We start from the raw sequence: 23,663 nt of genomic DNA, 5'->3' as shown, positions 1-23,663 counted from the left end.
GTTTGGCTTCCTCCCAGCCAACCCCGAAACCCGGCCGCTGTCACCCCCCTGCGCGGGTGATCGCGGCCAGCGCTCGCTCGAGCCGGTCCTCGGCGTCGTGGGGGACCCACACGATCCGGGGGTCCCGCCGGTTCCACTGGTCCTGACGCCGGGCGAAGCGGCGGGTGGCCACGGTCGTCCGCTCGCGGGCCTCCTCCAGCGAGGTCTCCCCGCGGAGGTACGCCGCGACCTCGCGGTAGCCGATCGCGCGGGAGGCGGTGCGGCCCTCGGCCAGGCCCTCGGCCAGCAGCCGCTCCACCTCGGCGACCAGGCCGTCGGCGAACATCGCGTCCACCCGGGCGGCGATCCGCGCGTGCAACGTCGCCCTGTCGATGGCCAGCCCGACCTGGACGGTCCGCGGGTCGACGTACTCCTGCTCGGGGAGGGTGGCGCTGAAGGAGCCGGCGATCTCGACCACCTCCAGGGCCCGCACGATCCGGCGGCCGTTGTCGGGGCGGATGCCGGCGGCGGCGTCGGGGTCGGCCGCCGCGAGACGCGCGTGCAGGGCGGCGGGACCGAGGTCGGCCAGCTCCGCCTCGAGCCGTTCGCGGACGGCCGGGTCGGTGCCGGGGAACTCGAAGCGGTCCAGGATCGCGCGGGTGTAGAGCGCGGAGCCGCCCACCAGCACGGGCGTGCGACCGCGGTCGCGGATGTCGGCGATCGCGGCACGGGCCCACTGCTGGAACTCCGCCACGGTGGCGGGGTCACGCACCGAGAGGGTGTCCAGCAGGTGGTGCGGGATGCCGCGTCGCTCGTCGACCGGGAGCTTGGCGGTGCCGATGTCCATACCGCGGTAGACCTGCATGGCGTCGGCGTTCACCACCTCCCCGTCGAGCCGCTCGGCCAGGTCCAGGGAGAGGCCGGTCTTGCCCGACGCGGTCGCCCCGACGACGGCCACGATCGGCGGCACGGCAGAGCTGTCGGACACGGGCGACAGTCTCTCAGCCGCACGGCTCGATTGAATCCTGCGCCCCGATGGGCTTGGCTCGACGGTGACACCCCCACTGAACCCTCAGGAGGACCGATGGCGGGCAGCTTCAAGGACAAGATCACCGGCGCCGTTGACAAGTACGGCGACCAGATCAACAAGGGCCTGGACAAGGCCAAGGACACCATCGACCAGAAGACCGGCGGGAAGTACTCCGACAAGCTCGACCAGGCGGTCGGCAAGGCCAAGGAGTCCCTCGACGGGCTGGACGGCCGCAAGGACGACCTCCCCGGCGGGCAGGGGCGGAGCAACATCCCGGAGGGCACCACGCCCGACCAGGCCGCCGGCGGCGACGCCACCCGCCGCCCGCAGCAGCACGACCCCCGCGAGTGAGCGAGGCCGCTTCGCGCTTCGCCCTGGTGCCGGCGTCCTACGTGTTCCTCCTGAGGGACACCGACGCCGGCACCGAGGCGTTGCTGCAGCTCCGCGGCGAGACGGGCTACATGGAGCACCACTGGGCCGCCGGCGCGGCGGGTCACGTCGAGCGCGGCGAGACGGCGTACGACGCGGCGCGGCGCGAGGCGGAGGAGGAGCTCGGCGTCACCCCGCTCGACCTGACCTTCGTGACCAGCATGCAGCGCACGCAGTACGCCGACGCCGTCGACGAGCGGATCGACTTCTTCTTCACCGCCCGCCGGTGGTCCGGGGAGCCACACATCGTCGAGCCGGGCAAGGCCCTGGAGCTACGCTGGTGCCCCCTGACCGATCTGCCCGACCCGGTCGTGCCCCACGAGCGCATCGTGCTCGAGGGGCTCGCCACCGGCCTTCCTGCCTACAGCACGCACGGATTCCACGCCGGCGGCGTCCCCGCCGCCACGATCCCGGAAGGAAGACCATGAGCGAGGACAACCTCGGCCCCCAGCCCACCCCCACCTCCGAGGAGCCGGAGAAGTTCCCCGGCGGCGCGGACAACCTCGAGGACGAGGAGAAGTACGGCGACCGCGGCCATCTCAACGAGCCGGTGAGCCCCGACCTCGACCCGGACAAGAACCCGGCGATCGACGACGAGGACGTCCCCGACGAGGTCCAGGAGGACGAGGACAAGCAGCAGGAGGGCGAGGGCGGCCAGGGCGAGGACGCCGGCCAGGAGGACGAGCAGGGCGAGCCCGAGGAGCCGGCATGAGCGGGCGCTCGTACGACGACGAGACCACCCGCGACCTGACCGACTCCGACCAGGACGTCGAGGGCTCGATGGGCGTCAGCAGCGAGCGCGTCGGGGTCACCGGCGGTGACGTGGGCGCCACCGGCACCAAGGACACCACCGAGACCGACGTGCCCGAGGACGCCGACGTCCCGCCCGAGCAGCGGCCGGGCCAGGTGGAGCCGCAGCCGGAGGGCATCCCGCCCAAGGCGGGCTACCCCTCGGCCGACCCGCGCGAGGACGACGAGGTCTGAGGCCGGCGCCGGCCCCGCTCAGGCGGGGACCGGGGCCTCCTCCTCCAGCGCCTCGGTGAGGAGGGCGACCAGCGCCTCGAGCTGGACGTCCTCCGACGAGCCGATCTCCTCGTCGCTGCCGTCCAGCGCCCGGGCGGCGAGCCCGGCCTTGGAGTCGATCAGCTCGGCGATCTTGGTGTCGATCGTCTGGGCCGCGATGATCCGCCACGCAGTCACCGGCTCGGACTGGCCGATCCGGTGGATCCGGTCGATCGCCTGGGTCTGCTCGGCGTCGGTCCAGGACAGCTCGGCGAGCACCAGGTTGGAGGCGACCTGCAGGTTGAGGCCCACGCCCGCGGCCATCAGCGAGCACACGACGATGTGCGTGTCCGGATCGTTCTGGAAGGCCTCGATCGCCTTGTCCCGGGTCGCCCGGGTCTGGTCGCCGCGGACGGAGGTGTAGCCGATGCCGCGGTCCTTGAAGAGCTGCTCGGCGGCGTCCATCACGTCGATGTGCTTGGCGAAGAACACCACCTTGCCCACGTTGCGGGACAGCTGAGCGGTGTAGTCGGCCGCGAGGGTCGCCTTGGCCTGGCCGATCCGGCGCACCATGGTGAACACGTTCTCGCCGCTCGGGGAGTTGTCGGAGTCCTCCCGCTCCCAGGTGGCGACCCGGCGCACCAGCTCGTGGTCGATGCCCTCGACCACCTTGCCGGAGGTGCGCGCCTCCATCGCCGACCAGTAGCGCTTGACCATCCGGGCGGCGAGCTCGCGCTCGGCCTCCCGCAGGGAGCGGCCGACGGCGTCGTCGAGCTCGACCGGGATGTCGGCGATCCGGCGGGCGGGGATGTCGGCGGCCACGTCGACCTTGCGGCGCCGGACGATGCCGAGGTCGATGACCGCCTTGCGCGCCGCGGGGTAGAAGCCGCGGTCGACCGGATCGAGGTGGGTCTGCTCCAGCGCGTGCATCAGCTCGGGCCGCGGCGCCTTGTCGTCGACCCAGCCGAGGAACTGCCAGATCGCCTTGAAGTCCTCGATGTCGTTGATCAGCGGCGTGCCGGTGAGGGCCATCATCAGCGGCCACGGGTGCCGGTCGCGGATCCGGTCGGCGATGTGCCGCACGTGCCGCGAGCGCTGCGAGGCGAGGTTCTTGATGAAGTGCGCCTCGTCGACCACCATGCCGCGGAAGCCGAGGCGTCCGAGCCAGCCGGCGTGCCGGTCCAGGATCTCGTAGTTGACGACCACGATGTCGGCGAAGCCGTCGATGTCGTCACCGTCGCCGTGGATGACGGTGACCGGGTGCTGCGGGGTCCACAGCTCGGCCTCGTGCGCCCAGTTGGCCTTGACCACGTTCGGGGAGACGACCAGCAGCGGATAGGCGTTGGCGGCCTCGGCGGCGACCAGCGCCTGCGCGGTCTTGCCCAGGCCGGGCTCGTCGGCCAGCAGGAAGGAGCGGTGCCCCTGCTCGGCGGCGGCCACGACCTGCGCCTGGTGCCTCATCAGCTCCAGGCCGGCGGGCATCCGGCGGCGGGTCGGGTCGGGCAGCGGCATGGCCGCGCCCTCGCCGCCGTACTCGAAGGCCTTGAGCAGCGGGCCGATGAGCTCCCAGTCCGAGAGCCGGCCGGTGGTCGTCGGCCGCGGACGTGCGGCGGAGTAGTCGGGGACGAGGAAGGGGTTGGCGAGCTGGCGGGAGATCACCTGCTGCGGCACGACCTGGCGGTCGACGGGAGCCCCGTCGGCGGCCTTCGCCTCGGTGCGGACCGGCGCCTCCCAGCCGGCGGCGCGCATCATCTCCGCCTTGGCCCAGCGGGCGTCGTCGGAGACCTCGGCGTCCTCGGGCACCAGCATCATCAGCGCCGGATTGCGGGCCGCGGTGGTCGCGAGGATCTGCGCGAGCCCCTCGAGCCGCTTGAGCTGCTGGGCGCGCTGGTTGTCGGTCAGGTCCTCGTCGGCCTTGACCCGGGCGCGCTCCTCGCGCAGCAGCAGCGCGGCCGCGTGGAAGCGCCCCTTGACGCCGTTGGTCACGGCCCCGCCGTCGACGCTGCGCTCGACGTCGCGCAGCGTCTGCGCGAGCACCGGGATCATGCCCTCGTTGTCGGTGTGCTTGCGGTTCGACCGACCGTTGCGGCGGGTCGTCGACCGGCGCTGACCCCCTCGGGCCACTGGGTCCTCCTCCATCGGCCGGATTGCCCTCCGACCACTTCTCGGTACGCCGCGCGGCGTGGCCGGACGGGAGAGTCCCGTGGCGCACGCCTGCTTCGCGGCGGGAGCGTTCACACAGCATCGGCGTGAACTCCGCGGGCGGGACCGATCGCGTCCCCCGCGCGGTGAGGCCAGTATGCCTGCTCGCCGAGCGGATTCCCACCCGAGGGGGTCCCGGGCGGGTCAGAGGCGCGCGGCGAGGCTCGCCAGGTCCGGCACCACGAGGTCGGGCGCGGGCAGCCACGAGGGGTACGGCGCCCCCGCGCGGTCGAGGTAGCAGCCGCGCATGCCGACCGCCTGCGCCCCCTGCACGTCCCACGGGTGCACCGCCACCATCACCGCGTCCGCCGCCTCGACCCCCAGCAGGTCGAGGGCGTAGCGGTAGGCCTCGGGCGCCGGCTTCCAGCGCGGGGCGTCCTCGACGCTGAGCAACGCCTCCACCTGGTCGCGGACCCCGGCGCGGGTGAGCAGGGCGTCGGCGACCGCCGTACTCCCGTTGGAGAGCGTGACCACGCGCAGCCCGGCGGAGCGCAGGGCGCGCAGCCCGTCGGGCACATCCGGATGCACCGGCAGCTCCATGAAGGCGCCGATCACCCGCTCGGCGGCCTCCTCGCCGGCACGGGCCGCCACGGCCGCCCGGCCGATCTCGGCGAAGCCCGCCTGGCCGCCGGTGAGCGCGACGGCGAACCCGTCGCGCAGCACCCCGGCGAACCAGGCGTCGGCCTGCCCGGGGAGACCCACGTCGGCGAAGACCTCCGCGAGCGGGGTCAGGTCCGACAGGGTCTCGTTGACGTCGAGCACGACCAGCTCGGTCACGGCGCCACCTTGATGATCAGCTTGCCGAAGTTGCGGCCCGTGAGCAGGCCGCGGAACGCCTCGGGAGCGTTCTCCAGCCCGTCCACGACGTCCTCGCGATAGCGCACCCGGCCCTCGGCGACCCACGCACCCATCTCCCGGAGGAACGCCTCGTGGTGGGTCGGGACGAACTCGTCCTGGATGAAGCCGCGCACGGTCAGGCTGAGCCGCAGCACCCGGCCCATGAAGCCGGGCAGCCGGTCCGGCCCGGCGGGCACCTCGGTGGCGTTGTAGTCGGCGACCAGGCCGCAGACCGGCATCCGGGCGAGCTTGTTGAGCCGGCGTACGACGGCCGCGCCGACCGGGCCGCCCACGTTCTCGAAGTAGACGTCCACCCCGTCCGGCGTCGCGGCGGCGAGCTGCTCCTCGAAGTCCGGCGCCCGGTGGTCGACCGCGGCGTCGAAGCCGAAGTCCTCGATCAGCGCGCGCGTCTTCTCCTCACCACCGGCGATGCCGACGGCGCGAGCGCCCTTGATCCGGGCGATCTGCCCGACCGCCGAGCCGACCGGCCCGGTCGCCGCGGCGACCACGACCGTCTCCCCCGGCTGCGGCCGGCCGATCTCCAGCAGCCCGGCATAGGCGGTGAAGCCGGGCATCCCGAGCACGCCCAGCGCGGTCTGGACCGGCGCGACCTCCGGATCGAGCCGGCGGGTCGCCCGGGCGTCGGCGACGGCGTAGGTCTGCCAGCCGGTGTAGGCGAGCACGACGTCGCCCACGGCACGGCGCTCCGAGCGCGACTCGACCACCTCGCACACGGTCGCGCCGACCATCGCTCCTCCGATCGGCACCGGCTCGGCATAGGATTTCGCATCGCTCATCCGGCCGCGCATGTAGGGGTCCAGGGAGAGGTAGAGCGTGCGCAGCAGCACCTGCCCGTCCGCGAGCCCGGGCAGCTCCTCGGTGGTGGTCTCGAAGTCGGAGTCCTGCGGCTCGCCGACCGGGCGGGCGGCGAGCCGGATCTGGGTGCTGGCGGTCATGCGGTTCCTCCCGGGAGGTCGACGAGGGTGGCCAGACGGGCCCGATGCGCACCCGGGGTGCCGAGCGCGATCTGGTCGGCCTTGGCGCGCTTGAGGTAGAGGTGGACGGGGTACTCCCACGTCATCCCGACGCCGCCGTGCAGCTGCAGCGCCTCCTCGGCGGCATGCACCGCCACCTCCGAGCACCACGACTGCGCCACCGCGGTGGCGATCGGCAGGTCGGCGTCCTCGGCGGCCAGGACGGCGGCGGCGTAGGCCGCGGTCGCGGCCGCCTGCTCGGTCTCCGCGAACAGGTCGGCCAGCCGATGCTTGAGCGCCTGGAAGCCACCCACGACCCGGCCGAACTGCCGCCGCTGGCCGACGTACCCGATCGTCTCGCGCAGGCACCAGGACGCGACGCCGTGCTGCTCGGAGGCGAGCAGCGCCGCCCCCGCCAGCAGGGCGGCACGCGCGGCCGCCTCGCCATCGCCCTCGACGGCGCGCCCGGCTCCGGCCGGGACGGTCACGTCGGCGAGCTGGCGGGACATGTCCAGCGAGACCACCGGCTCGACGCCTGCCTCGGTCGCGTCGACCACGCGGAGGGTGCCGCCGGCGGGCACGAGGAGTACGTCGGCCTCCAGGGCGCCGGCGACGCTGCGCACCGTCCCGCCCTCGGCGAGGTCGGGCAGCGGGGCGTCCGGCGCGGTGGAGAACGGCACGACCAGGGCGCCGGTGCGCTCCCCGGCGGCCAGCGCGCCGAGCAGCTCGTCACCGGAGGGCAGCAGCGACGTCGTGGCGATCACCGCGCTGGTCAGGAACGGCACGGGCGCGCAGGCCCGACCCAGCTCCTCCATCACGGCGGCGGCCTCGCGGGCGGTGGCTCCTGAGCCGCCCAGCGACTCGGGCACGAGCAGGCCGGCCAGGCCGAGCTCGACGGCCATGGCCCGCCACAGCGGCTCGACGACGGCGCGGTCGCCGTCGTACATCGCAGCCACGGTGTCCGGGCCGCAGCGCCGGTCCAGCACGCCGCGGACCGAGGCGCGCAGGTCCTCCTCGATGTCGGTCGGGAGCAGGTCGAGGTCGGTCATCGGGGCAGCTCCTTGAAGGGGACGTCCTTGTCGCCGCGGGCCTCCGCGGGCAGGCCGAGCACCCGCTCGGCCACGATGTTGCGCAGGATCTCCGAGGTGCCGCCCTCGATCGAGTTCCCCTTGGCGCGCAGGTAGCGGTAGCCCGCGTCGCGGCCGGTGAAGTCGACGTGCTCGGGACGCACCATGGTCCAGTCGGAGTAGCGCAGCCCGTCCTCGCCGAGCAGCTCCAGCTCCAGGCCCGAGAGTTGCTGGTTGAGCCGGGCGAAGGACAGCTTCATCGCCGCCCCCTCCGGGCCGGGCACGCCCTGAGCGAGCTTCTGCCGCAGGCGCACGCCGGTGAGCCGGGCCACCTCCGCCTCGACCCACGAGCGCAGGAGCCGGTCGTGCAGCTCCGGCGTTCGTGCCTCGGGGCGGTCCCTCCAGGTCTGCGACACGATGCCGACCATGCCGCCCTCGCGGGGCAGGGCCCGGCCACCGATCGCGACCCGCTCATTGTTGAGGGTGAAGTTGGCGACCTGCCAGCCCTGACCCTCGTCGCCGAGCCGCTGGGTGTCGGGGATCCGCACGTCGGAGAGGAACACCTCGTTGAACTCCGCCTCGCCGGTGACCTGGCGCAGGGGGCGTACGTCGACCCCGGGGTCGGTCATGTCGGCCAGGAAGTAGGTCATCCCGCGGTGCTTGGGCACGTCCACGTCGGTGCGGGCGACCAGGATCGCGAACCGGGCGTTCTGCGCACCGGAGGTCCACACCTTCTGCCCGTTGACCACCCACTCGCCGCTGGCCTCGTCGCGCACCGCCCGCGTCGCGAGCGCGGCCAGGTCGGAGCCGGCGCCGGGCTCGCTGAACAGCTGGCACCAGATCTCCTCGCCGGTCCACAGGGGCTTGAGGAAGCGCTCCTTCTGCTCCTCGGTGCCGAAGGCGAGGATGGTGGGCGCGGCCATGCCCAGGCCGATCCCGTTGGCCCGGGGGTTGTTGTCCGGGGCGCCCGCCTCGGCGAAGAGCCGGTCCACCTCGGCCTGCAGCGACCGGGACAGCCCCAGCCCGCCGTGGCCCTCGGGGAAGGCCACCCAGGCCAGCCCGGCGTCGTACCTTGCCCGGAGGAACTCCACCCGGTCCGTCGTGTCAGGGTCGTGCTCGGCGAGGAACTCCACGACCCGCCGGGCCAGGTCGTCGCGCGCGCTCATCGGTATCCCTTCAGCTCGCGGCGGGCCAGAGCCGCCTTGTGCACCTCGTCCGGCCCGTCGGCGAACCGCAGGGTCCGGATGCCGGCGTAGGCACCGGCCAGCGGGAAGTCCTGGGAGAGCCCACCGGCGCCGTGGGTCTGGATCGCCTTGTCCAGGATCCACTGCACGGTGGCGGGGGCGGCGATCTTGATCGCCTGGATCTCGGTGTGCGCCCCCTTGTTGCCCTGGGTGTCCATCAGCCACGCGGCCTTGAGCGTGAGCAGGCGCAGCTGCTCGATCCGCACCCGCGCCTCGGCGATCCAGTCCTGGATGACGCCCTGCTCGGCCAGCGGCTTGCCGAACGGCTCGCGCGAGAGCGCGCGGCGGCACATGGCCTCCAGCGCCATCTCGGCCACCCCGACCGAGCGCATGCAGTGGTGGATCCGTCCCGGCCCCAGGCGGGCCTGGGCGATCGCGAAGCCGGAGCCCTCCTCGCCGACCAGGTTGGCCACCGGCACCCGGACGTCGGTGAAGCGCAGCTCGGCGTGCCCGCCGTGCTCGTGGTCGTCGTACCCGAAGACCTCCATGCCGCGCAGCACCTCGACGCCGGGGGTGTCCCGCGGGACCAGGATCATCGACTGCTGCCGGTGCCGGTCCGCGCTCGGGTCGGTCTTGCCCATCACGATGAAGACCTTGCAGTTCGGGTTCATCGCCCCGGTGATCCACCACTTGCGGCCGTTGATCACCCACTCGTCGCCGTCGCGCCGGATGTCGATGGAGACGTTGGTGGCGTCGGAGGAGGCGACGTCCGGCTCGGTCATCGCGAACGCCGAGCGGATCTCGCCCGAGAGCAGCGGTGCGAGCCACCGCTCCTTCTGCTCCTCGCTGCCGAACATGGAGAGCACCTCCATGTTGCCGGTGTCGGGAGCCGCGCAGTTGAGGGCCGGCGGGGCCAGGTGCATGCTGCGCCCGGTGATCTCCGCGAGCGGGGCGTACTGCAGGTTCGTCAGGCCGGCGCCGTCGGCGCCGGGGAGGAACAGGTTCCACAGCCCGCGGCGTCGCGCCTCCTCCCGGAGCTCGGCGAGCACGGGCACCGAGTCCCACGCCCAGCGGTCCTCCAGCGCCTCGACCTCGTCGTGGAAGCGCTGCTCGTTGGGGTGGACGTGGGTGTCCATGAAGTCCTGCAGCGAGGCGCGCAGCCCTTCGGTGCGGTCGTCGAAGGCGAAGTCCATCATCGCTCCTTGAGTGCGTCGAGTCCGGTGGCGAGCAGGGGTGGGACGACCTCGCCCACCCGGTCGAAGCCCGAGCCCACGGTCTGGCCCTGGCTGTAGCGGTAGTGGATGCCCTCGAGGATGACCGCGAGCTTGTAGACCGCCAGCCCGAGGTACCAGTCGAGGTCGCCGAGGTCGCGGCTGGACGCCGCGTTGTAGCGCCGCAGCACCTCCTCCTCGGAGAGGAAGCCGGGGGCGTTCGAGGCGTCGGCCACGGCGGAGCCGATGTGCTCGGCGAGCCGGTGGTAGAGCACCATCAGCGCGAGGTCGGTGAGCGGGTCGCCGAGGGTGGCCATCTCCCAGTCGATCACCGCGGCCGGCCGGTCCCGGTCGTCGGTGAGGATGTTGTCGAGCCGGAAGTCGCCGTGCACGATGCCGGGCGCCGACTGGCGGGGTACGGCGGCCGCGAGCCGCTCGCGGAGGGTGTCGGCGTCCGGGAGGTCGCGCGAGCGCGAGGACTCCAGCTGCTGACTCCACCGCCGCAGCTGGCGCTCGAGGAAGCCGTCGGGGCGGCCGAAGTCGCCCAGGCCGACCTCCTCGGGCACCACCTCGTGCAGCGCGACCAGCGTGTCGACCAGGCCCTCGGAGATCGTCCGGGTCCGCTCGGGGCCGAGCGGGCGCAGCTCCTCGGCGGTGCGGTAGGGCACGCCCGCGACCCGCTCCATGACGTAGAACGGCGCGCCCAGCACGTCGTCGTCCTCGGAGTGGGCATACATCCGGGGGACCGGTACGTCGGTGTCCTGCAGGGCGGACATGACGCGGTACTCCCGGCCCATGTCGTGGGCGGTGGCGAGCACGTGCCCCAGCGGCGGCCGGCGCACGACGAGGTCGCGGGTGCCGTCGGTGACCACGTAGGTCAGGTTGGACTTGCCGCCGGCGATCACCTCCGCGCTCAGCGGGCCGGACAGCTCCACCCGGCCCTGCAGCCACTCCGCGAGCCGTGCCGGGTCCAGCCCCGGCGTCTCCTCAGCTGCCATCACGCACCTCCGGTCAGGGTGACGCCACCGTCGACCACCAGGGTCTGCCCGGTCAACCATCCGGCGTCGGCGGAGGCCAGGAAGGCGACCACGCTGCCGATGTCCTCGGGCACGCCGAGCCGCTTCAGCGGATAGGCGGAGGCGACCTCCTGCTCACGGCCCTCGTAGAGCGCGGTCGCGAAGTCGGTCTTCACCACGGCCGGGGCCACGGCGTTGACCCGGACGTCGGGGCCGAGCTCGACGGCGAGCTCCTCGGTGAGGTGGATCAGCAGGGCCTTGCTGGCGCCGTACATCGCGATGCCCGGCGCGGGCCGGATGCCGGCGACCGAGGCGACGTTGACGATCGCCCCGCCGTGCTCGCCCATCCAGGCGCGGTGCGCCTCCTGCACCAGGCCGAGGGCGGCCACGCCGTTGGTGTCCAGGATCTTGCGGGCGGCGTCCAGGTCGAGCTCCATGAGCGAGCCGAAGACCGGGTTGATCCCGGTGTTGTTGACCAGCACGTCCAGCGAGCCGAAGTGCTCGACCGCACGGCGCACGGCCTCCGCGCGATGGTCGGCGTCCCCGGCGCTGCCCGGGACGGCCAGCGCGTGCTCGGCGCCGCCGAGCTGCTCCACGGCCTCGGCCAGCGGGCCCTCCTTGCGGGCGGTGATCACCACCTTGGCGCCCTCGTCGACCAGCCGCCGGGCGATCGCCAGGCCGATGCCGCGACTCGCTCCGGTGACCAGCGCCGTCTGTCCCTCGAACCTCTGGGTCATCTCGACTCCTCCATAGTGACTAAGCGCTTGCTTAGTTGTTATCCTCAGAGTGCCGGACACCCGGGTCCGGGTCAAGGGAGGAGGCCGCCGATGAGCGAGACGTCACACCCGGTCGAGAGCCGCGCCGACGCGACCCGGCTGCGGCTGCTCGAGGCCGCGGTCGACGCCTTCGCCGCCCGCGGCTTCCACGGGACCACCACCCGCGACATCGCCGCCGCTGCCGGGATGAGCCCCGCCGCGCTCTACGTCCACCACCGCTCCAAGGAGGGGCTGCTGCACCAGATCTCCCGGGCCGGGCACGAGCGAACCCTGGCCCTGGTCCTGGACGGGATCGCCTCCTCCGACGACCCGGTCGAGCAGCTGCGCCGGGTCATGCACGACTTCGCCGCCCACCATGCGCAGGGGCACACCGCGGCGCGCGTGGTGAACTACGAGCTGGCCGCGCTGTCGGAGGAGCACCTGGCCGAGATCGCCGAGCTGCGCGGCCGGATCGACGCCGCGATGCAGGAGCTGGTCGAGGCCGGCGTGGCGGCCGGGGTGTTCGACGTACCCGACCCGCGGATGGCGTCGGCGGCGCTGCTCTCGCTGGGCATCGACATCGCGCGGTGGTACGACGACCGCGCGGGCTGGCCGCCGGAGAAGGTCGCGGAGGAGTACTCCCGGATCGCCCTGCGGATCGTCGGCGCGGAGCGCTGAGTTAGGTTCGTGGCAGTCGAACCGCAGGAGATCGCACTGCCATGACGCACACCGGACCACGCACCCCCCGGGGCAGCCTGGCGCGCAACGCGACCGTCGGCAGCGGCATGCTGGCCGGCGTCATCACGGCCTTCCCCGGAGGCGCCGCCGCCCTGTCCAAGCTGTTCCGACGGCGCTACCCGACGGTGGCCGTCACCGGCATGACCGGGGTCGGGAAGACCGCCCTGGCCGACCGGCTCACCCGGCACACCACGCCCGAGGGTCCGCTCGACGTCGGGTCGGCCACGCTGGAGCGGCGTACTCGTCGCTCCTCGAAGCTGCGCGGCTTCCGCTTCCGGGTGGTGCCCGGCGAGAACGCCGCCACCCGCCTCGGCGCGCTGGACCAGGTCTTCCACGACGAGCCGGTCGCCGGCGTGCTGCACGTGGTGGCCAACGGATACGCCACCCCGCGGCGGGCCGGCGGGATCTCCGGCCAGGGCGTCGCGACCCGCGAGGAGCAGCTGGCCGCCGAGCTGGAGGACTTCTCCATCACCGCCCACCGGGTCGCCTCGATGGCGGTGCGCCGCGACCACCCGACGTGGCTCATCGTCGCGGTCACCAAGGCCGATCTCTACCCCGGGGACATCGACGAGGTGGTGCGCTACTACTCCCCCGGCGGCGACAGCCCGTTCGCCCGGAAGCTGGAGGAGCTGCGCTCGCTCACGGGCGGGGCGAAGCTCTCGATCGACGTCCTGCCGGTCTGCGCCCAGGGCGGAGGCCGCAAGTCACCGATGCCGACCAAGCAGTGCGGCGCACTGATCTCCGCGCTCGAGACGCGGATGGCTCAGCTCAGCGGGCACATCTGAGCGCGGCTCAGATGAGCGTGGACCAGTAGTCCCAGAACCGGATGCCGATCAGCAGCACGAACACGGCGTACCACGCGAGGAGGATCACCCAGCGGTTCTCGCTGAGCCCGGCGGCGAGGCCGCTGCCCCGCTGACGCGCGGGCTGCAGGTTGTAGATCGTGGTGAAGAGGAAGACCGGGATGGTCACCGCCCACACCACCATGCAGTAGGGGCACAGGGCGCCGATGACGTAGAGACTCTGGTAGGCCAGCCAGTGGATGAAGACGACCCCGAAGGTGACGCCGAGCTGCACGCCGGCCCAATACCACCGGGCGAACCTCGCGCCCGCGAGGATGCCCAGGCCGATCGCGAGCAGCGCCGCGAAGCCGCCCACCCCGATGATCGGGTTGGGGAAGCCGAACGCGGCGGCCTGGTCGGTCTGCATGACCGAGCCGCAGGAGAGCACCGGGTTGATGCTGCAGCTGGGCACGTAGTCGGGGTTCTCGGCCAGCATGATCTTCTCGACCAGCAGCACGGCCGCGGCGACCAGTCCGATCAGCCCGCCGACGGTGAACAGCCCTCCCGGGGCACGCATCGTCCGGATCGGCGGCTCGTCGTCGAGCGCCGGCTCCGAGACCGGCTGGTCGGTGGTCGGGGAAGACATGCCCTTGAGGGTACTGCCCCGACCCGTGGACCGCGCACGGAACGCTCCCCACGGCGGCGTAGCGTTGAGTCACGTGACCTCTCCCTCGTCCGACCCCTCCTCGGCACCGGGCTCGCGGTCCCTCACCCGGACCAAGGACATCGAGACCGTGCTGCACCAGAACGACGACACGGCCGGCGAGGAGCAGGGCCTGCGGCGCAACCTCACCGCCCGCGACCTGATCGGCTTCGGCGTCGGCATCGTCATCGGCACCGGCATCTTCACCCTCACCGGCACCAGCGCGAAGAACTTCGCCGGACCGGCCGTCGTGGTCTCCTTCCTGCTGGCCGGGCTGGTCAGTCTGCTCGCCGCCCTCTGCTACGCCGAGCTGGCCGCGGCGGTCCCGACCGCCGGCAGCTCCTACACCTACGCCTACACCACGATCGGCGAGATCTTCGCCTGGATCATCGCCTGGGACCTGATCCTCGAGTTCGCCCTCGGCGCCGCCGTGGTGGCCCGGGGGTGGTCGGGCTACCTGCAGGAGGCCTTCGGCCTCTCGGAGACGTTCTTCGGCGAGGGCTCGGTGGTCAACCTCGGGGCGGTGGGGATCGCGCTCGTGCTCGGGATCGTGGCCGCCGTCGGCATCCGCGAGTCCAAGCTGGTCACGCTGCTGCTGGTGGTGATCAAGGTGTCGGTGTGCCTGTTCGTCATCGGCGTGGGCGCGTTCTTCGTCAAGGTCGCCAACTACTCCCCCTTCGTCCCGCCGTCGCGCCCGGCCCCGGACGCGGCCTCGGCCACCGGGCTCCAGCAGCCGCTGTGGCAGTTCGTCACCGGCATCACCCCCACCTCGTTCGGCGTGACCGGCGTCCTGGTCGCGGCCGCGATCGTCTTCTTCGCCTACAGCGGCTTCGAGGCCGTGGCGAACCTGGGCGAGGAGACCCGGGAGCCCGGCCGGGACATGCCGCGGGGGCTCATCGGCACGCTCGCGCTCTGCACGGCGCTCTATGTCGGGGTCTGCCTGGTGCTGACCGGGATGGTGCACTTCTCCCGGCTCTCGGAGGGTGCGCCGCTCTCCGACGCCTTCAGCCAGGTCGGGCTCGGGTGGGCGGGCATCCTGATCGGGGTCGCCGCGGTGGCCGGGCTCTCCTCGGTCATCCTGGTCGACATCATCGCGATGGGCCGGATCGGGTTCGCCCTCACCCGGGACGGGCTCCTGCCCGCGTGGGTCGGCCGGGTCTCTCCGCGCTTCCGTACCCCGATGCGGATCACCTTGGCGACCACGGCCGCGGTCTGCCTGCTCGGGGCGTTCGTCCCGCTGACCACGCTGGCGGAGATGGTCAGCATCGGGACCCTGTTCGCGTTCCTCGTGGTGTCGATCGCGGTCGCGGTGCTGCGGCGGACCAAGCCCGCCATGAAGCGGCCGTTCCGCACGCCCTGGGTGCCGCTGCTGCCGATCGTGTCCGCGCTGACCTGCATCGCGCTGATGTCCAGCCTGGCCGTGGAGACCTGGCTGCGCTTCCTGGTGTGGCTGGCGCTGGGCCTGGCGGTGTACGTCGGCTATGGCCGGCGGCACTCCCGTCTCGCGCCGGGCAACCTGGTCGCGACCGGATACGGCAAGCGGGTCGACACCGGGGGCTGATCAGCGGGTCGCGTCGGCGATCGCCCGCCCGAGCATCTCCGCGCCCAGGTCGATCTCGTCGTCGGTGACGGTCAGCGGCGGCGCGATCCGGAAGACCCCGCCCATGCCGGGCAGGGTGACCACGTTCATCGACAGCCCCAGCTCCAGGCAGCGGCGGGTGATCGCTGCGCCGAGCTCGGGGGCCGGCTTCTTGGACTCCCGGTCCGCGACGATCTCCAGCCCCTGCAGCAGCCCCCGACCCCGGACGTCGCCCACGCACTCGTGGTCGGCGTGCAGCTGGTCCAGGGCGGCGCGCAGCCGGGCGCCCGCCTGCGCCGCCCGCTCGGCCAGCCGGTCGCGCACCACGATCTCCAGCACCTTGCTCGCCACGCTCGCGGCCAGCGGGTCGGAGACGTGGGTGGTGTAGAAGAGGAAGCCCCGGTCGGCCGCCTCGGCGGCGATCTCCTCGGTCGTGAGCACCGCAGCCACCGGCAGCCCGGCGCCGAGCGTCTTGGACAGCGTGGCGATGTCCGGGACGATCCCGTCGCGCTCGAAGGCGAACATCGAGCCGGTCCGCCCGACCCCGGTCTGCGCCTCGTCGATCACCAGCAGCATGTCCCGCTCGCGACAGGCGGCCTGCAACGCCTCGAGGTATCCCTCCGGCAGCTCCAGCACCCCGCCCGAGGAGAGGATCGGCTCGGCGATGAAGGCCGCCCGGCCGCCGGAGGTCTGCCGGTCGAGCAGGTCGAATCCGTCGGCGAGCTCGGCCCGCCAGTCCTGCTCGCCGGCGTCGTCGACGAAACGGGGGCGGTAGGCGTTGGGCGCGAAGATCGCGGCCGACCCGGCGGGCGCCGGGCCATAGCCGCGTCGGCCGGCGGCGTACGTCGCCCCCGCGGCCGCGCCGGTCATGCCGTGCCAGCTCTGCGCGAACCCGGCGACCTCCCAGCCGCCGGTGACCAGCTTGGCCATCCGCAGCGCCGCCTCGTTGGACTCGGCCCCGGTGGTCAGCAGCAGCACCCGGTCCAGGCCGGGGACCAGCGTGCCCAGTGCCTCCCCCGCCGCGAGCAGCGGCTCGGAGACCATCCCGGAGAAGAGGTGGTCCAGCTCCGCGACCGCGGTCGAGACGGTCTCGACGATCTCCGGGTGGCCGTGCCCGAGGATCGCGCTCATCTGGCCGCTGGTGAAGTCCAGCACCCGGCGGCCGCTCGCGTCCTCGATGAACGACCCCTGGGCCCGAGTCGCGACGAAGGGGGCCCAGGGGCCGCCGTACCTGGTCAGGTAGCGCAGGCGCGGATCGGTCGGCTCGTCGCTCATGGCAGCCAGTATGGCGCCCCCGCCCCGTTGTCAGCCCACGTCGATGAAGACCGGGTTGGAGTAGAACCACAGGTCGTCCCAGGGCGACTCCTGGCCGTCGGCCGCCGGCTCCATCTCGTCGGTGTTGGTGCCGCGGATCCGCAGGTAGCTCTGCTGGTTGACGTCGCGCAGCGTGTGCCGGATGACGTACTCCCCGCCGCGACGGCGGAAGTCGCTGCGGCCGTAGCGGGCGACGACCTTCGTGGTCGGGTTCTCCGCCGCCTCCCGGTCGCGCACCGGACCGGTGACCTCGCCGGTGATGATGTCGACGCGACGTACGACGGGCCGGTCGCCGTTGGCGTTCGTACGGGTGTTCGGGGTGAACCGGATCTCGATCTCGACGTCGTTGTTGCGACCCCGCTTGACCCGGACCGTCTCGCCGACGCCGGCGGCCCGGCCCGCGTGCGAGGCGGTCACGTCCAGCCCGGTGATGAGGTCGCCGGTGGTGACGAAGATCCGGCCGCGGCGCAGGCCGTCCATGATGTCGGCGTAGTCCTGCCGGGCGCTGACGTAGGTCTTGGAGTACTCACCCGGCCAGAAGTCGGCGCCGCCGCGGGTCCAGTGCACGTGCGAGTCGGAGGTGGCGGTGATCCACCACTTGCGACCCTCGCCGAGCAGCGAGTCCCACAGGCCGCCGACGATGGCGGTCATCTGGTCGAAGCCACCGTGGGTCGGGTAGTTGCCGTAGGCGCCGCGGTTCCCGTCGACCAGGGTGCCGGCCTGGTGGCCCGGAGCGCCCTCGAAGCCGATGTAGACGTCGGGCGCCGCGTCCTGGTTGTTGCGGAACTCGCCGGGGGTGTCCTGCCCCCAGACGCCCAGACCGGTCGCCGAGCGCGACGGGTGGTGCGCGATCACCAGGGGCTTGTTCGGCATCCGCTGCGCGTAGCGGAGGAACTCGACCATCTTCGCCTCCGTGTCTCGCGACGGGTCGGTCGGGAAGGCGTCGTACTTCGCGTAGCGCGACTCCAGCTCGTAGAGGAGCTGGGCCTCGTCGTTGCGCTTCGGGATCATCAGCGTGTGGTGGTCCATCTGCGGGGCGTCGAACTCCATCCCCCAGAACTGCAGCACCTCGGGCACCAGGTCGCGCGACTTCAGCAGGTCGGGGTAGGCGAGCTCGAGGTTGACCTTGGAGTGGGTCGGGCCGCCGTGGTCGGTGCACATCACCCAGGAGAGGCCGAAGCTCTTGGCCATGATCGCGTTGGTGACGATCGGGTAGACGGCGTCGGCGCCCTTCTGGAACGTGGGCGGGTTGGTGGAGGTGTCGAACCGGCCGGAGTACTCGGAGTGGATGTGGTGGTCGCCGGCGCGCCAGCGGCGTCCACCGCGGCGCCGGGCGCTGTTGCCCGCGGCGGAGGCGGGCGCGGGCATGACGGCCGGGGCGGCGGCCAGGGTGGCGCCCACGCCGGCGTACTTCAGCAGCTGGCGGCGGGACGCGGACCCGGCCTGCGGGTCGGCGGCGTCCATCGCCTCCCAGCTGTCGTGCGGGTGCTCGTGGTCGTGACTGTGGGCCATGGTTGAGGGCTCCTGAGAGGACGGGGACTGTCAGCCCTCTCATGCAACGCCTGTTCCATGGCGTGGCGGGTGAACGATCGGAGGCGGTTGGGCGAACCTTGCCGGGCGCTCAGCGGAAGTACTGCCCGCCGTTGATGTCGACCACCGTGCCGGTCACGTAGGACGCGAGGTCCGAGGCCAGCCACAGGGCGGCGCCGGCGACGTCCTCGGGTACGCCGGCCCGCCCGGCCGGGATGGTGGTGATGGTCTCTGCCTTGGAGTCGTCGGTGGTGAACGTGTCGTGGAAGGGCGTCGCCTCGATGAAGCCGGGTGCCAGCGCGTTCACCGTGATGCCGCGCGGCGCCAGCTCCTTGGCCAGGGCACGGGTGAAGCCGACGATGGCGGCCTTCGAGGTCGCGTAGGCGAGCGCGCCCGGGTGGCCGCCGGTGTGCCCGGCGAGCGAGGCGAGGTTGATGACCCGGCCGCTCTGCTCGCGCAGGTGCGGCAGCACGTGGTGGGTGAACAGGAAGGTGCTGTCCAGGTTCACCGTCATGATCCGCCGCCACAGCGCCAGGTCGAGCTCCTCCAGCCGGGCGCGCTGGACCAGGCCGCCGATGTTGTTGACCAGGACGTCGAGCCCGCCCAGCTCGCCGGCGACGATGTCGACCGCTCGCCGTACCTCCGACTCGTCGGTGGCGTCGACGGCCACGGCCACCGGAGCCTGCCCGGACGCGGCCTCCAGCGCCGCGAGCACCTCGTCATCCGGGGCGTGGGTCCGGTAGGTGACCGCTACGCGTGCCCCCGCGGTCGCCAGGGCGAGCGCGATGGACGCGCCGATGCCGACCCCTCCACCGGTCACCAGGGCCGTCCGGTCGGTGAGCATCTGGGGCATGGGTCCTCCTAGGGGTCGTCTCGCGCGCGCCGTACGCCAGGCCGGGACGTCATGCGAAGTGGGGAAGCGGTTCCCCGGAGCGTATGACGTCCCGGCCGTGCGGTTCAGGTCAGTTGGGATCGAGGCTTCGACTCCTTGCCATGGCACGATGAGCCTTCCACTCTCTCGGGAGGTCTGATGGCCGGACTGCGCGATTGCCCCCGTGCCCCATCCCTGTGGCGGCGGCTCCGGCCCGATGCCTTGGATCTGCTCACCCTGTTCGGTGCCCCATTGCTCGTGCTCTTCACTTGGGCGGCCGCCACCGCCATCCAGAATGCGACGGCCACCGGCTTCGCGGTCACGGCGGTGGGCGTTGCGCTGAGTGGTCTGGCACTCATCGTGACCTCGATCTGGTCTCAGGCTGATGCGCGCAGGCCGCGGAGCCAGGAATGGCTGGACGCGCATCCGGACAGAATCGAGACCCTTCCAGTGGTCGAACTACCCGACACCGTGTCGTCGGGCTCGATCAGTGCGCTCCAGGGAAGACCTGTCGGCCTCTCGGTGCACGCCATGACCGGATCACCGCTGGCTCGGCGTACTAGACGAACCCACTGGCCCGAGGTGACGATGCGGCTCAGCGACCGACCAACCGATGCGGGGACGATCGAGCATCCCTGGGTGTTCTGGAGCGTCTGCGGACAAGACGTTCGCGTGTGGGTCGCGAACTTCTTCTACCATCTGTCCCCGGACGGCCGCACGATCACGGGATACGTCCGGTCGTCGGCGCAAGCCTGGACGGCCGTTCTCTTCACCATCGCGACCGCCTGGGTGGCGGTCGGGATCATCTGGACGCTGGTCACCGGTCACATGCTGGCGCTGATGGCGGTGTTCGTCGGCTCATTCTTCGCATTCTGGGGTATGGCGATCCGCTGGTACGACGTTCCAGGCGAGCAGCGCCTGGTCGCCGAGTACGTGCTCCTGGCCGTCTTCGAGCGAGCGGGGGATGCGGGCGGCAGGTGATCGCCACGCGCGCACCCAGCTGGCCTGTGGGCGAACCGCCTCGGCGCCAGCGGGCCAAGCGTCTGCTGCTGACCGGCGACCTGAGGAGGCGGCTGAGGGAGGACTGGCCATCGAGGCGCCCGACCCCGACGAGCTCGGCTTCGCGAGCGCGACGCCGCGCCGTACGACGACGACGGCGGCCCGGTCACCGCCCGCTAGCTGCCGGGCGAACGCAGGTTGAGCGGACGAACGCCGGATGGGTTCATCGCCAGCGCCCGCGGGCCGGGGCCACGCTGGGTGATCTCGCGTTGGAGACGCTTCTCGTGCTGGAGGAACAACTCGACCTGCTGACGCGGTCCGAGATCTTGCTTGGCGCCGATCCATACGGAGCGGATGCCGTGTTCCCAGTAAGCCCGCAGCTCGGCCGGTCGGGTGCGGACCCGCTTGTCCCGTGTCAGGACGACGAGGTTCCGTCGCGCGACGACCGGCATCCAGTCCAGATCGGGCGTACCGACCGGAACTTCGGGTAGGTCCTCGTGGCCCGGGTAGACGACGTCCGCCAGGCCGGCGCGACGCAGCAATTTGCCGAGGCCCAGGGTGTTCTCGGCCGGTGAAGTACACCGGCAACCCGGCCGCCATGATCAGGCAGCGCGCTGGGCACTCGCGATGAGCTCGAAGCGGATCGCTTCATCGACCTGCTCAAGGGTGAGGTCATAGAGGTCGGCAAGGTCGTCGCGGCTGGTGCCCGCCCGGTAGTCCTCGGCGAGCGCCTCGGTGCGAACATTGCGCACCGCCGGCTGGCCGAACGTCCGCAGCGGGTCCATGACCACGTCGGGGGTCCGCTGCTCGGGACGGATGAGGCCCGCCACGTTGCCGGCGTACTCCACGTAATCCACCGCCGAACTGAACCGCTGCGCAGCGTCAGTGAGCACGAACTGACCGTCACGCACCACAACGAGCTGCAGGTCTCGGGCGAGTCCGACCTCCTGCTGCACCACTTGGACCAGCTCGCGGCCCTCGACATCGAGGAGGGGTCTGGCGTGCGCCAGGGGGTAGCGACCGAACTCCGCGCGCAGTTTCACGATTGCGGGGCGCATCCGCTGCACAGGCACCGTCAGGTCTCGGAACTCGGCCAGCAGCCTCGCCTCAACCATCTCGCCCCACGTGACCACATCGGACCCGGTCGGCTCGGGTCGAAGCACCGGGTCGTAGAAGCGTCCTTGCCGCTCGTAGCCCTCCAGCCAGCGGCTCGCGGTGCCGGCACGCAGGCCAACGAGCCGATCTACGTCAGCGTAGGAGTAGATCGCGCGATCGAGGGTCAAGTCCCTCGAGGTGGTGTACGACAAGAATCCCTCGTCGGGCGTGTCGTTAGGCGCTGATGGCTGCCTCCTGGTCGTCGGTGGTGGTTGTGCCGGTGGTCTCGATGGTGCCGGTGACGAGGTTCATGCGGGAGCGGGCGAGGACGTCGAGCCCGAGGTAGCGCCGGCCCTCGGTCCATTCGTCGTGTTGCTCGGCCAGGACGGCTCCGACGAGGCGGATGATCGCGTCGCGGTCGGGGAAGATCCCGACGACGTCGGTACGCCGTCGGATCTCGCGGTTGAGGCGCTCGTTGGGGTTGTTCGACCAGATCTGGCGCCATACCTCGCGCGGGAAACCGGTGAAGGACAGGATGTCGGCGCGGGCGCCGTCGAGGTGGTCACGGGCCGCGGGCAGCGAGGTGATGAGCTCGCTGTCGAGGAACTTGTCGAACTGGGCGTGGACCGACTTCGCGTCGGGCTGGTCGTAGACGGAGTGGAGCATCGCCTTCACGCCGGGCCAGGCGGCCTTGGGGCACAGACCCATGAGGTTGAACGCGTAGTGGGTCCGGCACCGCTGCCAGGCCGCGCCGGGCAGGGTCGCGCCGATCGCCTCGACGAGACCGGCGTGGGCGTCGCTGGTCACGAGCGCGACGCCGGACAGGCCTCGGGCGACGAGGTCGCGGAAGAACGCCAGCCAGCCGGCGTGGGTCTCCCCAGTCGCGACCTGCACGCCGAGGACCTCGCGGTGCCCGTCGGCGTTGACGCCGGTGGCGACCATGACCGCGACTTTCACTACCCGGCCTCCTTCGCGGACCCGCATCGTGAGCGCGTCTGCTGCCACGAACGTGTATGGGCCGGCGTCGAGGGGCCGGGTGCGGAAGTCGGTCACGTGCGCGTCGAGGTCGCGCGCCATCACGCTGACCTGGGACTTCGACAACCCGGTGATCCCGAGCGACTGCACGAGCTTGTCCATCCGCCTGGTCGAGACGCCGAGCAGGTAGCAGGTCGCGATCACGCTCGTCAGCGCGACCTCGGCCCGTCGTCGACGCTCGAGGAGCCACTCGGGGAAGTACGTGCCCGTGCGGAGCTTCGGGATCGCGACGTCGATCGTGCCCATCCGGGTGTCGAGGTCGCGGTGGCGGTAGCCGTTGCGTGAGTTCACCCGCTCCGGCGACCGGGTGCCGTAGCCGGCGCCACACACCGCGTCGGCCTCCGCGCCGAGCAGCGCGTTCACGAACGTGGTCAACAGGCCGCGCATCAGATCAGGGCTCGCCTGCGCGAGCTGCTCGTGCAGGAACTCGCCCGCCTCGAGCGTCCTGCCGCTCGCGACGTCGGCAGGGTCGATACTGGGTCCAGCGGTCATCGTGGTGCTCCTTCTTCGAGTCGGTTGTGGAAGATCACTCGAAGGATTCACCCGGTGGCCGCGCCTACGTGGGAGGCACGCGCCCTACCCGGCTGTCGTACACCACTCTGTAGGACTCAACTCGATCGAGGAGCGATGCGGCCATGGCGCCATCTTCGCCCCAGCCACCCCCAGTCGGCGATCGGCTTGACCCGTGTCGCGGCCGGGCAGCAGTGCCGCCCGGGCCGGCCGAAAGAGCCCAACTCGCCCTAGTCGACCAGATCAAGAGCGACATCCTGCCGACAGCCAGCTGGGGTTCGATGAAGAACTACTCGGTGGACCTAGCGGGAGCGTTTTCGAAACTCGCCCCGCCGGTGTCGCGCGTGGCCGCGGTGCACTATGCGATCAGACTTCGAGATAGCAGTTTCAAGCCCCGTCGTGCGGCCTGCGTGCGTCAGGCGACAAGGGTCAGCGAATACGACTTGGCCGCGGCGGAAAACCGCTACGAGGCGGGAGCGACACTGCGAGAGATCGCCTCGGACGTAGGTGTGAGTCGTGAGCGATTGGCCGCGCTGCTTCGGTCGCGAGGTATCAAGCTTCGGCGAAGCTCTCCCTCGGATGCGGAAGTGGATGAGATGGTCCGCCTGTATGAGGGAGGTGAGTCGCTGGAACGGGTCGGTGCCCGCCTCGGCTTCTCTGCCGGCACTGTCCGCAACTGGCTACTGTCCCGGGGCGTTGCTATGCGCGACTGCCACGGCCGTGAACGGTGACCCGTCGGGGTAGGTACGAGGCGGGCGTGCTGATCCAGCGCTTCCGTCGCAGAAGTGACCGCGGTAACATGCGGTATAGGCGGCCTCTAC

General features: G+C 71.8%; 25 protein-coding genes. 9 read left to right on the top strand and 16 right to left on the bottom strand.

The genetic code is table 11. The features are described 5' to 3' along the window. Nucleotides 1-40: 40 nt before the first annotated feature. Nucleotides 41-967 (bottom strand): tRNA (adenosine(37)-N6)-dimethylallyltransferase MiaA, encoded by a 927-nt coding sequence (gene miaA, locus K8W59_RS02830; protein ID WP_223397243.1) that lies wholly within the window; start codon nucleotides 965-967, stop codon nucleotides 41-43. A gap of 96 nt (nucleotides 968-1,063) precedes the next feature. Here miaA and K8W59_RS02825 point away from each other — a divergent pair, with 96 nt between their 5' ends. The 4 genes from K8W59_RS02825 to K8W59_RS02810 are packed head-to-tail and all read left to right on the top strand — an operon-like array spanning nucleotide 1,064 to nucleotide 2,422. Next, nucleotides 1,064-1,360 carry an antitoxin gene (locus K8W59_RS02825; RefSeq protein WP_223397242.1) on the top strand — a complete coding sequence of 99 codons (297 nt, stop codon included), beginning with the start codon at nucleotides 1,064-1,066 and terminating at the stop codon, nucleotides 1,358-1,360. Next, nucleotides 1,357-1,866 (top strand): NUDIX domain-containing protein, encoded by a 510-nt coding sequence (locus tag K8W59_RS02820; protein WP_223397241.1) that lies wholly within the window; start codon nucleotides 1,357-1,359, stop codon nucleotides 1,864-1,866. The genes K8W59_RS02825 and K8W59_RS02820 overlap by 4 nt, the downstream gene beginning before the upstream one ends. Continuing rightward, the gene (locus K8W59_RS02815) at nucleotides 1,863-2,150 is read left to right on the top strand and encodes a hypothetical protein (RefSeq protein WP_223397240.1); all 288 of its coding nucleotides are present in this window, start codon (nucleotides 1,863-1,865) and stop codon (nucleotides 2,148-2,150) included. Before K8W59_RS02820 ends, K8W59_RS02815 begins: the two co-directional genes overlap by 4 nt. Next, nucleotides 2,147-2,422 carry a hypothetical protein gene (locus K8W59_RS02810; protein ID WP_223397239.1) on the top strand — a complete coding sequence of 92 codons (276 nt, stop codon included), beginning with the start codon at nucleotides 2,147-2,149 and terminating at the stop codon, nucleotides 2,420-2,422. The genes K8W59_RS02815 and K8W59_RS02810 overlap by 4 nt, the downstream gene beginning before the upstream one ends. An 18-nt stretch (nucleotides 2,423-2,440) precedes the next feature. Here K8W59_RS02810 and K8W59_RS02805 read toward each other — a convergent pair whose 3' ends face one another. From K8W59_RS02805 to K8W59_RS02770, 8 genes are all read right to left on the bottom strand, one after another. Beyond that, a complete protein-coding gene (locus K8W59_RS02805) occupies nucleotides 2,441-4,564 on the bottom strand; it encodes a DEAD/DEAH box helicase (RefSeq protein ID WP_223397238.1) in 2,124 nt (707 codons plus the stop codon). Between the two features lie 222 nt (nucleotides 4,565-4,786). Beyond that, a complete protein-coding gene (locus K8W59_RS02800; RefSeq protein WP_223397237.1) occupies nucleotides 4,787-5,419 on the bottom strand; it encodes a haloacid dehalogenase type II in 633 nt (210 codons plus the stop codon). Continuing rightward, nucleotides 5,416-6,435 carry an NADP-dependent oxidoreductase gene (locus tag K8W59_RS02795; protein ID WP_223397236.1) on the bottom strand — a complete coding sequence of 340 codons (1,020 nt, stop codon included), beginning with the start codon at nucleotides 6,433-6,435 and terminating at the stop codon, nucleotides 5,416-5,418. The genes K8W59_RS02800 and K8W59_RS02795 overlap by 4 nt, the downstream gene beginning before the upstream one ends. After that, nucleotides 6,432-7,502, bottom strand: coding sequence for an acyl-CoA dehydrogenase family protein (locus tag K8W59_RS02790; protein WP_223397235.1), 1,071 nt, complete (start codon nucleotides 7,500-7,502; stop codon nucleotides 6,432-6,434). Before K8W59_RS02790 ends, K8W59_RS02795 begins: the two co-directional genes overlap by 4 nt. Continuing rightward, nucleotides 7,499-8,686 (bottom strand): acyl-CoA dehydrogenase family protein, encoded by a 1,188-nt coding sequence (locus K8W59_RS02785; protein ID WP_223397234.1) that lies wholly within the window; start codon nucleotides 8,684-8,686, stop codon nucleotides 7,499-7,501. The genes K8W59_RS02790 and K8W59_RS02785 overlap by 4 nt, the downstream gene beginning before the upstream one ends. After that, nucleotides 8,683-9,897 (bottom strand): acyl-CoA dehydrogenase family protein, encoded by a 1,215-nt coding sequence (locus K8W59_RS02780; RefSeq protein ID WP_223397233.1) that lies wholly within the window; start codon nucleotides 9,895-9,897, stop codon nucleotides 8,683-8,685. The genes K8W59_RS02785 and K8W59_RS02780 overlap by 4 nt, the downstream gene beginning before the upstream one ends. Beyond that, nucleotides 9,897-10,913, bottom strand: a complete 1,017-nt coding sequence (locus K8W59_RS02775; RefSeq protein WP_223397232.1) for a phosphotransferase family protein — start codon at nucleotides 10,911-10,913, stop codon at nucleotides 9,897-9,899. The genes K8W59_RS02780 and K8W59_RS02775 overlap by 1 nt, the downstream gene beginning before the upstream one ends. Then, nucleotides 10,913-11,668 carry an SDR family oxidoreductase gene (locus K8W59_RS02770; protein ID WP_223397231.1) on the bottom strand — a complete coding sequence of 252 codons (756 nt, stop codon included), beginning with the start codon at nucleotides 11,666-11,668 and terminating at the stop codon, nucleotides 10,913-10,915. Before K8W59_RS02770 ends, K8W59_RS02775 begins: the two co-directional genes overlap by 1 nt. A 90-nt stretch (nucleotides 11,669-11,758) precedes the next feature. Between K8W59_RS02770 and K8W59_RS02765 the strand changes: the two genes are divergently transcribed. Continuing rightward, on the top strand, nucleotides 11,759-12,364 hold the full coding sequence (locus tag K8W59_RS02765; protein ID WP_223397230.1) for a TetR/AcrR family transcriptional regulator: 606 nt from the start codon (nucleotides 11,759-11,761) through the stop codon (nucleotides 12,362-12,364). 41 nt (nucleotides 12,365-12,405) lie between these two features. Continuing rightward, on the top strand, nucleotides 12,406-13,209 hold the full coding sequence (locus K8W59_RS02760; protein WP_223397229.1) for a GTPase domain-containing protein: 804 nt from the start codon (nucleotides 12,406-12,408) through the stop codon (nucleotides 13,207-13,209). Between the two features lie 7 nt (nucleotides 13,210-13,216). Here K8W59_RS02760 and K8W59_RS02755 read toward each other — a convergent pair whose 3' ends face one another. Further along, nucleotides 13,217-13,852 carry a vitamin K epoxide reductase family protein gene (locus K8W59_RS02755; protein ID WP_223397228.1) on the bottom strand — a complete coding sequence of 212 codons (636 nt, stop codon included), beginning with the start codon at nucleotides 13,850-13,852 and terminating at the stop codon, nucleotides 13,217-13,219. A 73-nt stretch (nucleotides 13,853-13,925) separates the two neighbouring features. Between K8W59_RS02755 and K8W59_RS02750 the strand changes: the two genes are divergently transcribed. Then, complete coding sequence (locus tag K8W59_RS02750) at nucleotides 13,926-15,470, top strand: amino acid permease (RefSeq protein WP_223397227.1); 1,545 nt, start codon at nucleotides 13,926-13,928, stop codon at nucleotides 15,468-15,470. Here K8W59_RS02750 and K8W59_RS02745 read toward each other — a convergent pair whose 3' ends face one another. From K8W59_RS02745 to K8W59_RS02735, 3 genes are all read right to left on the bottom strand, one after another. Beyond that, entirely contained in the window at nucleotides 15,471-16,763 is a 1,293-nt protein-coding gene (locus tag K8W59_RS02745; protein ID WP_223397226.1) for an aspartate aminotransferase family protein, read from the bottom strand. A gap of 30 nt (nucleotides 16,764-16,793) precedes the next feature. Beyond that, a complete protein-coding gene (locus tag K8W59_RS02740) occupies nucleotides 16,794-18,314 on the bottom strand; it encodes a CehA/McbA family metallohydrolase domain-containing protein (protein WP_223397225.1) in 1,521 nt (506 codons plus the stop codon). 109 nt (nucleotides 18,315-18,423) lie between these two features. Further along, a complete protein-coding gene (locus K8W59_RS02735; RefSeq protein ID WP_223397224.1) occupies nucleotides 18,424-19,185 on the bottom strand; it encodes an SDR family NAD(P)-dependent oxidoreductase in 762 nt (253 codons plus the stop codon). 177 nt (nucleotides 19,186-19,362) lie between these two features. On the opposite strand from K8W59_RS02735, the gene K8W59_RS02730 reads away from it, so the two are divergent. Beyond that, a complete protein-coding gene (locus K8W59_RS02730) occupies nucleotides 19,363-20,184 on the top strand; it encodes a hypothetical protein (RefSeq protein ID WP_223397223.1) in 822 nt (273 codons plus the stop codon). Nucleotides 20,185-20,378: 194 nt separating this feature from the next. Here the strand turns inward: K8W59_RS02730 and K8W59_RS02725 are convergent, their stop codons facing one another. From K8W59_RS02725 to K8W59_RS02715, 3 genes are read right to left on the bottom strand one after another with little or no spacing between them, the layout of a single operon-like run. Beyond that, a complete protein-coding gene (locus K8W59_RS02725; RefSeq protein WP_397196064.1) occupies nucleotides 20,379-20,759 on the bottom strand; it encodes a PIN-like domain-containing protein in 381 nt (126 codons plus the stop codon). Nucleotides 20,760-20,804: 45 nt separating this feature from the next. Further along, nucleotides 20,805-21,509: a DUF433 domain-containing protein gene (locus tag K8W59_RS02720; protein ID WP_223397221.1), complete on the bottom strand. Its 705-nt coding sequence runs from the start codon at nucleotides 21,507-21,509 to the stop codon at nucleotides 20,805-20,807. Nucleotides 21,510-21,531: 22 nt separating this feature from the next. Then, nucleotides 21,532-22,824 carry an IS256 family transposase gene (locus tag K8W59_RS02715; protein ID WP_223397188.1) on the bottom strand — a complete coding sequence of 431 codons (1,293 nt, stop codon included), beginning with the start codon at nucleotides 22,822-22,824 and terminating at the stop codon, nucleotides 21,532-21,534. Nucleotides 22,825-23,123: 299 nt separating this feature from the next. Here K8W59_RS02715 and K8W59_RS02710 point away from each other — a divergent pair, with 299 nt between their 5' ends. Beyond that, nucleotides 23,124-23,573, top strand: coding sequence for a hypothetical protein (locus K8W59_RS02710; RefSeq protein ID WP_223397220.1), 450 nt, complete (start codon nucleotides 23,124-23,126; stop codon nucleotides 23,571-23,573). The last annotated feature ends 90 nt before the right edge of the window (nucleotides 23,574-23,663 follow it).

This window comes from Nocardioides rotundus, from assembly GCF_019931675.1.
In the GTDB taxonomy this organism is placed as follows: Bacteria; Actinomycetota; Actinomycetes; order Propionibacteriales; family Nocardioidaceae; genus Nocardioides; species Nocardioides rotundus.
The sequence above is the reverse complement of the archived record's forward strand: the minus strand, read 5'-3'. Positions and strand labels throughout refer to the sequence as shown.

Coding starts and splice junctions, on each gene's coding strand:
- K8W59_RS02825 (WP_223397242.1), top strand. CDS start 1,064: ATGGCGGGCAGCTTCAAGGACAAGATCACCGGCGCCGTTGACAAGTAC.
- K8W59_RS02815 (WP_223397240.1), top strand. CDS start 1,863: ATGAGCGAGGACAACCTCGGCCCCCAGCCCACCCCCACCTCCGAGGAG.
- K8W59_RS02810 (WP_223397239.1), top strand. CDS start 2,147: ATGAGCGGGCGCTCGTACGACGACGAGACCACCCGCGACCTGACCGAC.
- K8W59_RS02795 (WP_223397236.1), bottom strand. CDS start 6,435: ATGACCGCCAGCACCCAGATCCGGCTCGCCGCCCGCCCGGTCGGCGAG.
- K8W59_RS02790 (WP_223397235.1), bottom strand. CDS start 7,502: ATGACCGACCTCGACCTGCTCCCGACCGACATCGAGGAGGACCTGCGC.
- K8W59_RS02785 (WP_223397234.1), bottom strand. CDS start 8,686: ATGAGCGCGCGCGACGACCTGGCCCGGCGGGTCGTGGAGTTCCTCGCC.
- K8W59_RS02780 (WP_223397233.1), bottom strand. CDS start 9,897: ATGGACTTCGCCTTCGACGACCGCACCGAAGGGCTGCGCGCCTCGCTG.
- K8W59_RS02775 (WP_223397232.1), bottom strand. CDS start 10,913: ATGGCAGCTGAGGAGACGCCGGGGCTGGACCCGGCACGGCTCGCGGAG.
- K8W59_RS02770 (WP_223397231.1), bottom strand. CDS start 11,668: ATGACCCAGAGGTTCGAGGGACAGACGGCGCTGGTCACCGGAGCGAGT.
- K8W59_RS02765 (WP_223397230.1), top strand. CDS start 11,759: ATGAGCGAGACGTCACACCCGGTCGAGAGCCGCGCCGACGCGACCCGG.
- K8W59_RS02760 (WP_223397229.1), top strand. CDS start 12,406: ATGACGCACACCGGACCACGCACCCCCCGGGGCAGCCTGGCGCGCAAC.
- K8W59_RS02755 (WP_223397228.1), bottom strand. CDS start 13,852: ATGTCTTCCCCGACCACCGACCAGCCGGTCTCGGAGCCGGCGCTCGAC.
- K8W59_RS02745 (WP_223397226.1), bottom strand. CDS start 16,763: ATGAGCGACGAGCCGACCGATCCGCGCCTGCGCTACCTGACCAGGTAC.
- K8W59_RS02740 (WP_223397225.1), bottom strand. CDS start 18,314: ATGGCCCACAGTCACGACCACGAGCACCCGCACGACAGCTGGGAGGCG.
- K8W59_RS02735 (WP_223397224.1), bottom strand. CDS start 19,185: ATGCCCCAGATGCTCACCGACCGGACGGCCCTGGTGACCGGTGGAGGG.
- K8W59_RS02730 (WP_223397223.1), top strand. CDS start 19,363: ATGGCCGGACTGCGCGATTGCCCCCGTGCCCCATCCCTGTGGCGGCGG.
- K8W59_RS02715 (WP_223397188.1), bottom strand. CDS start 22,824: ATGACCGCTGGACCCAGTATCGACCCTGCCGACGTCGCGAGCGGCAGG.
- K8W59_RS02710 (WP_223397220.1), top strand. CDS start 23,124: ATGAAGAACTACTCGGTGGACCTAGCGGGAGCGTTTTCGAAACTCGCC.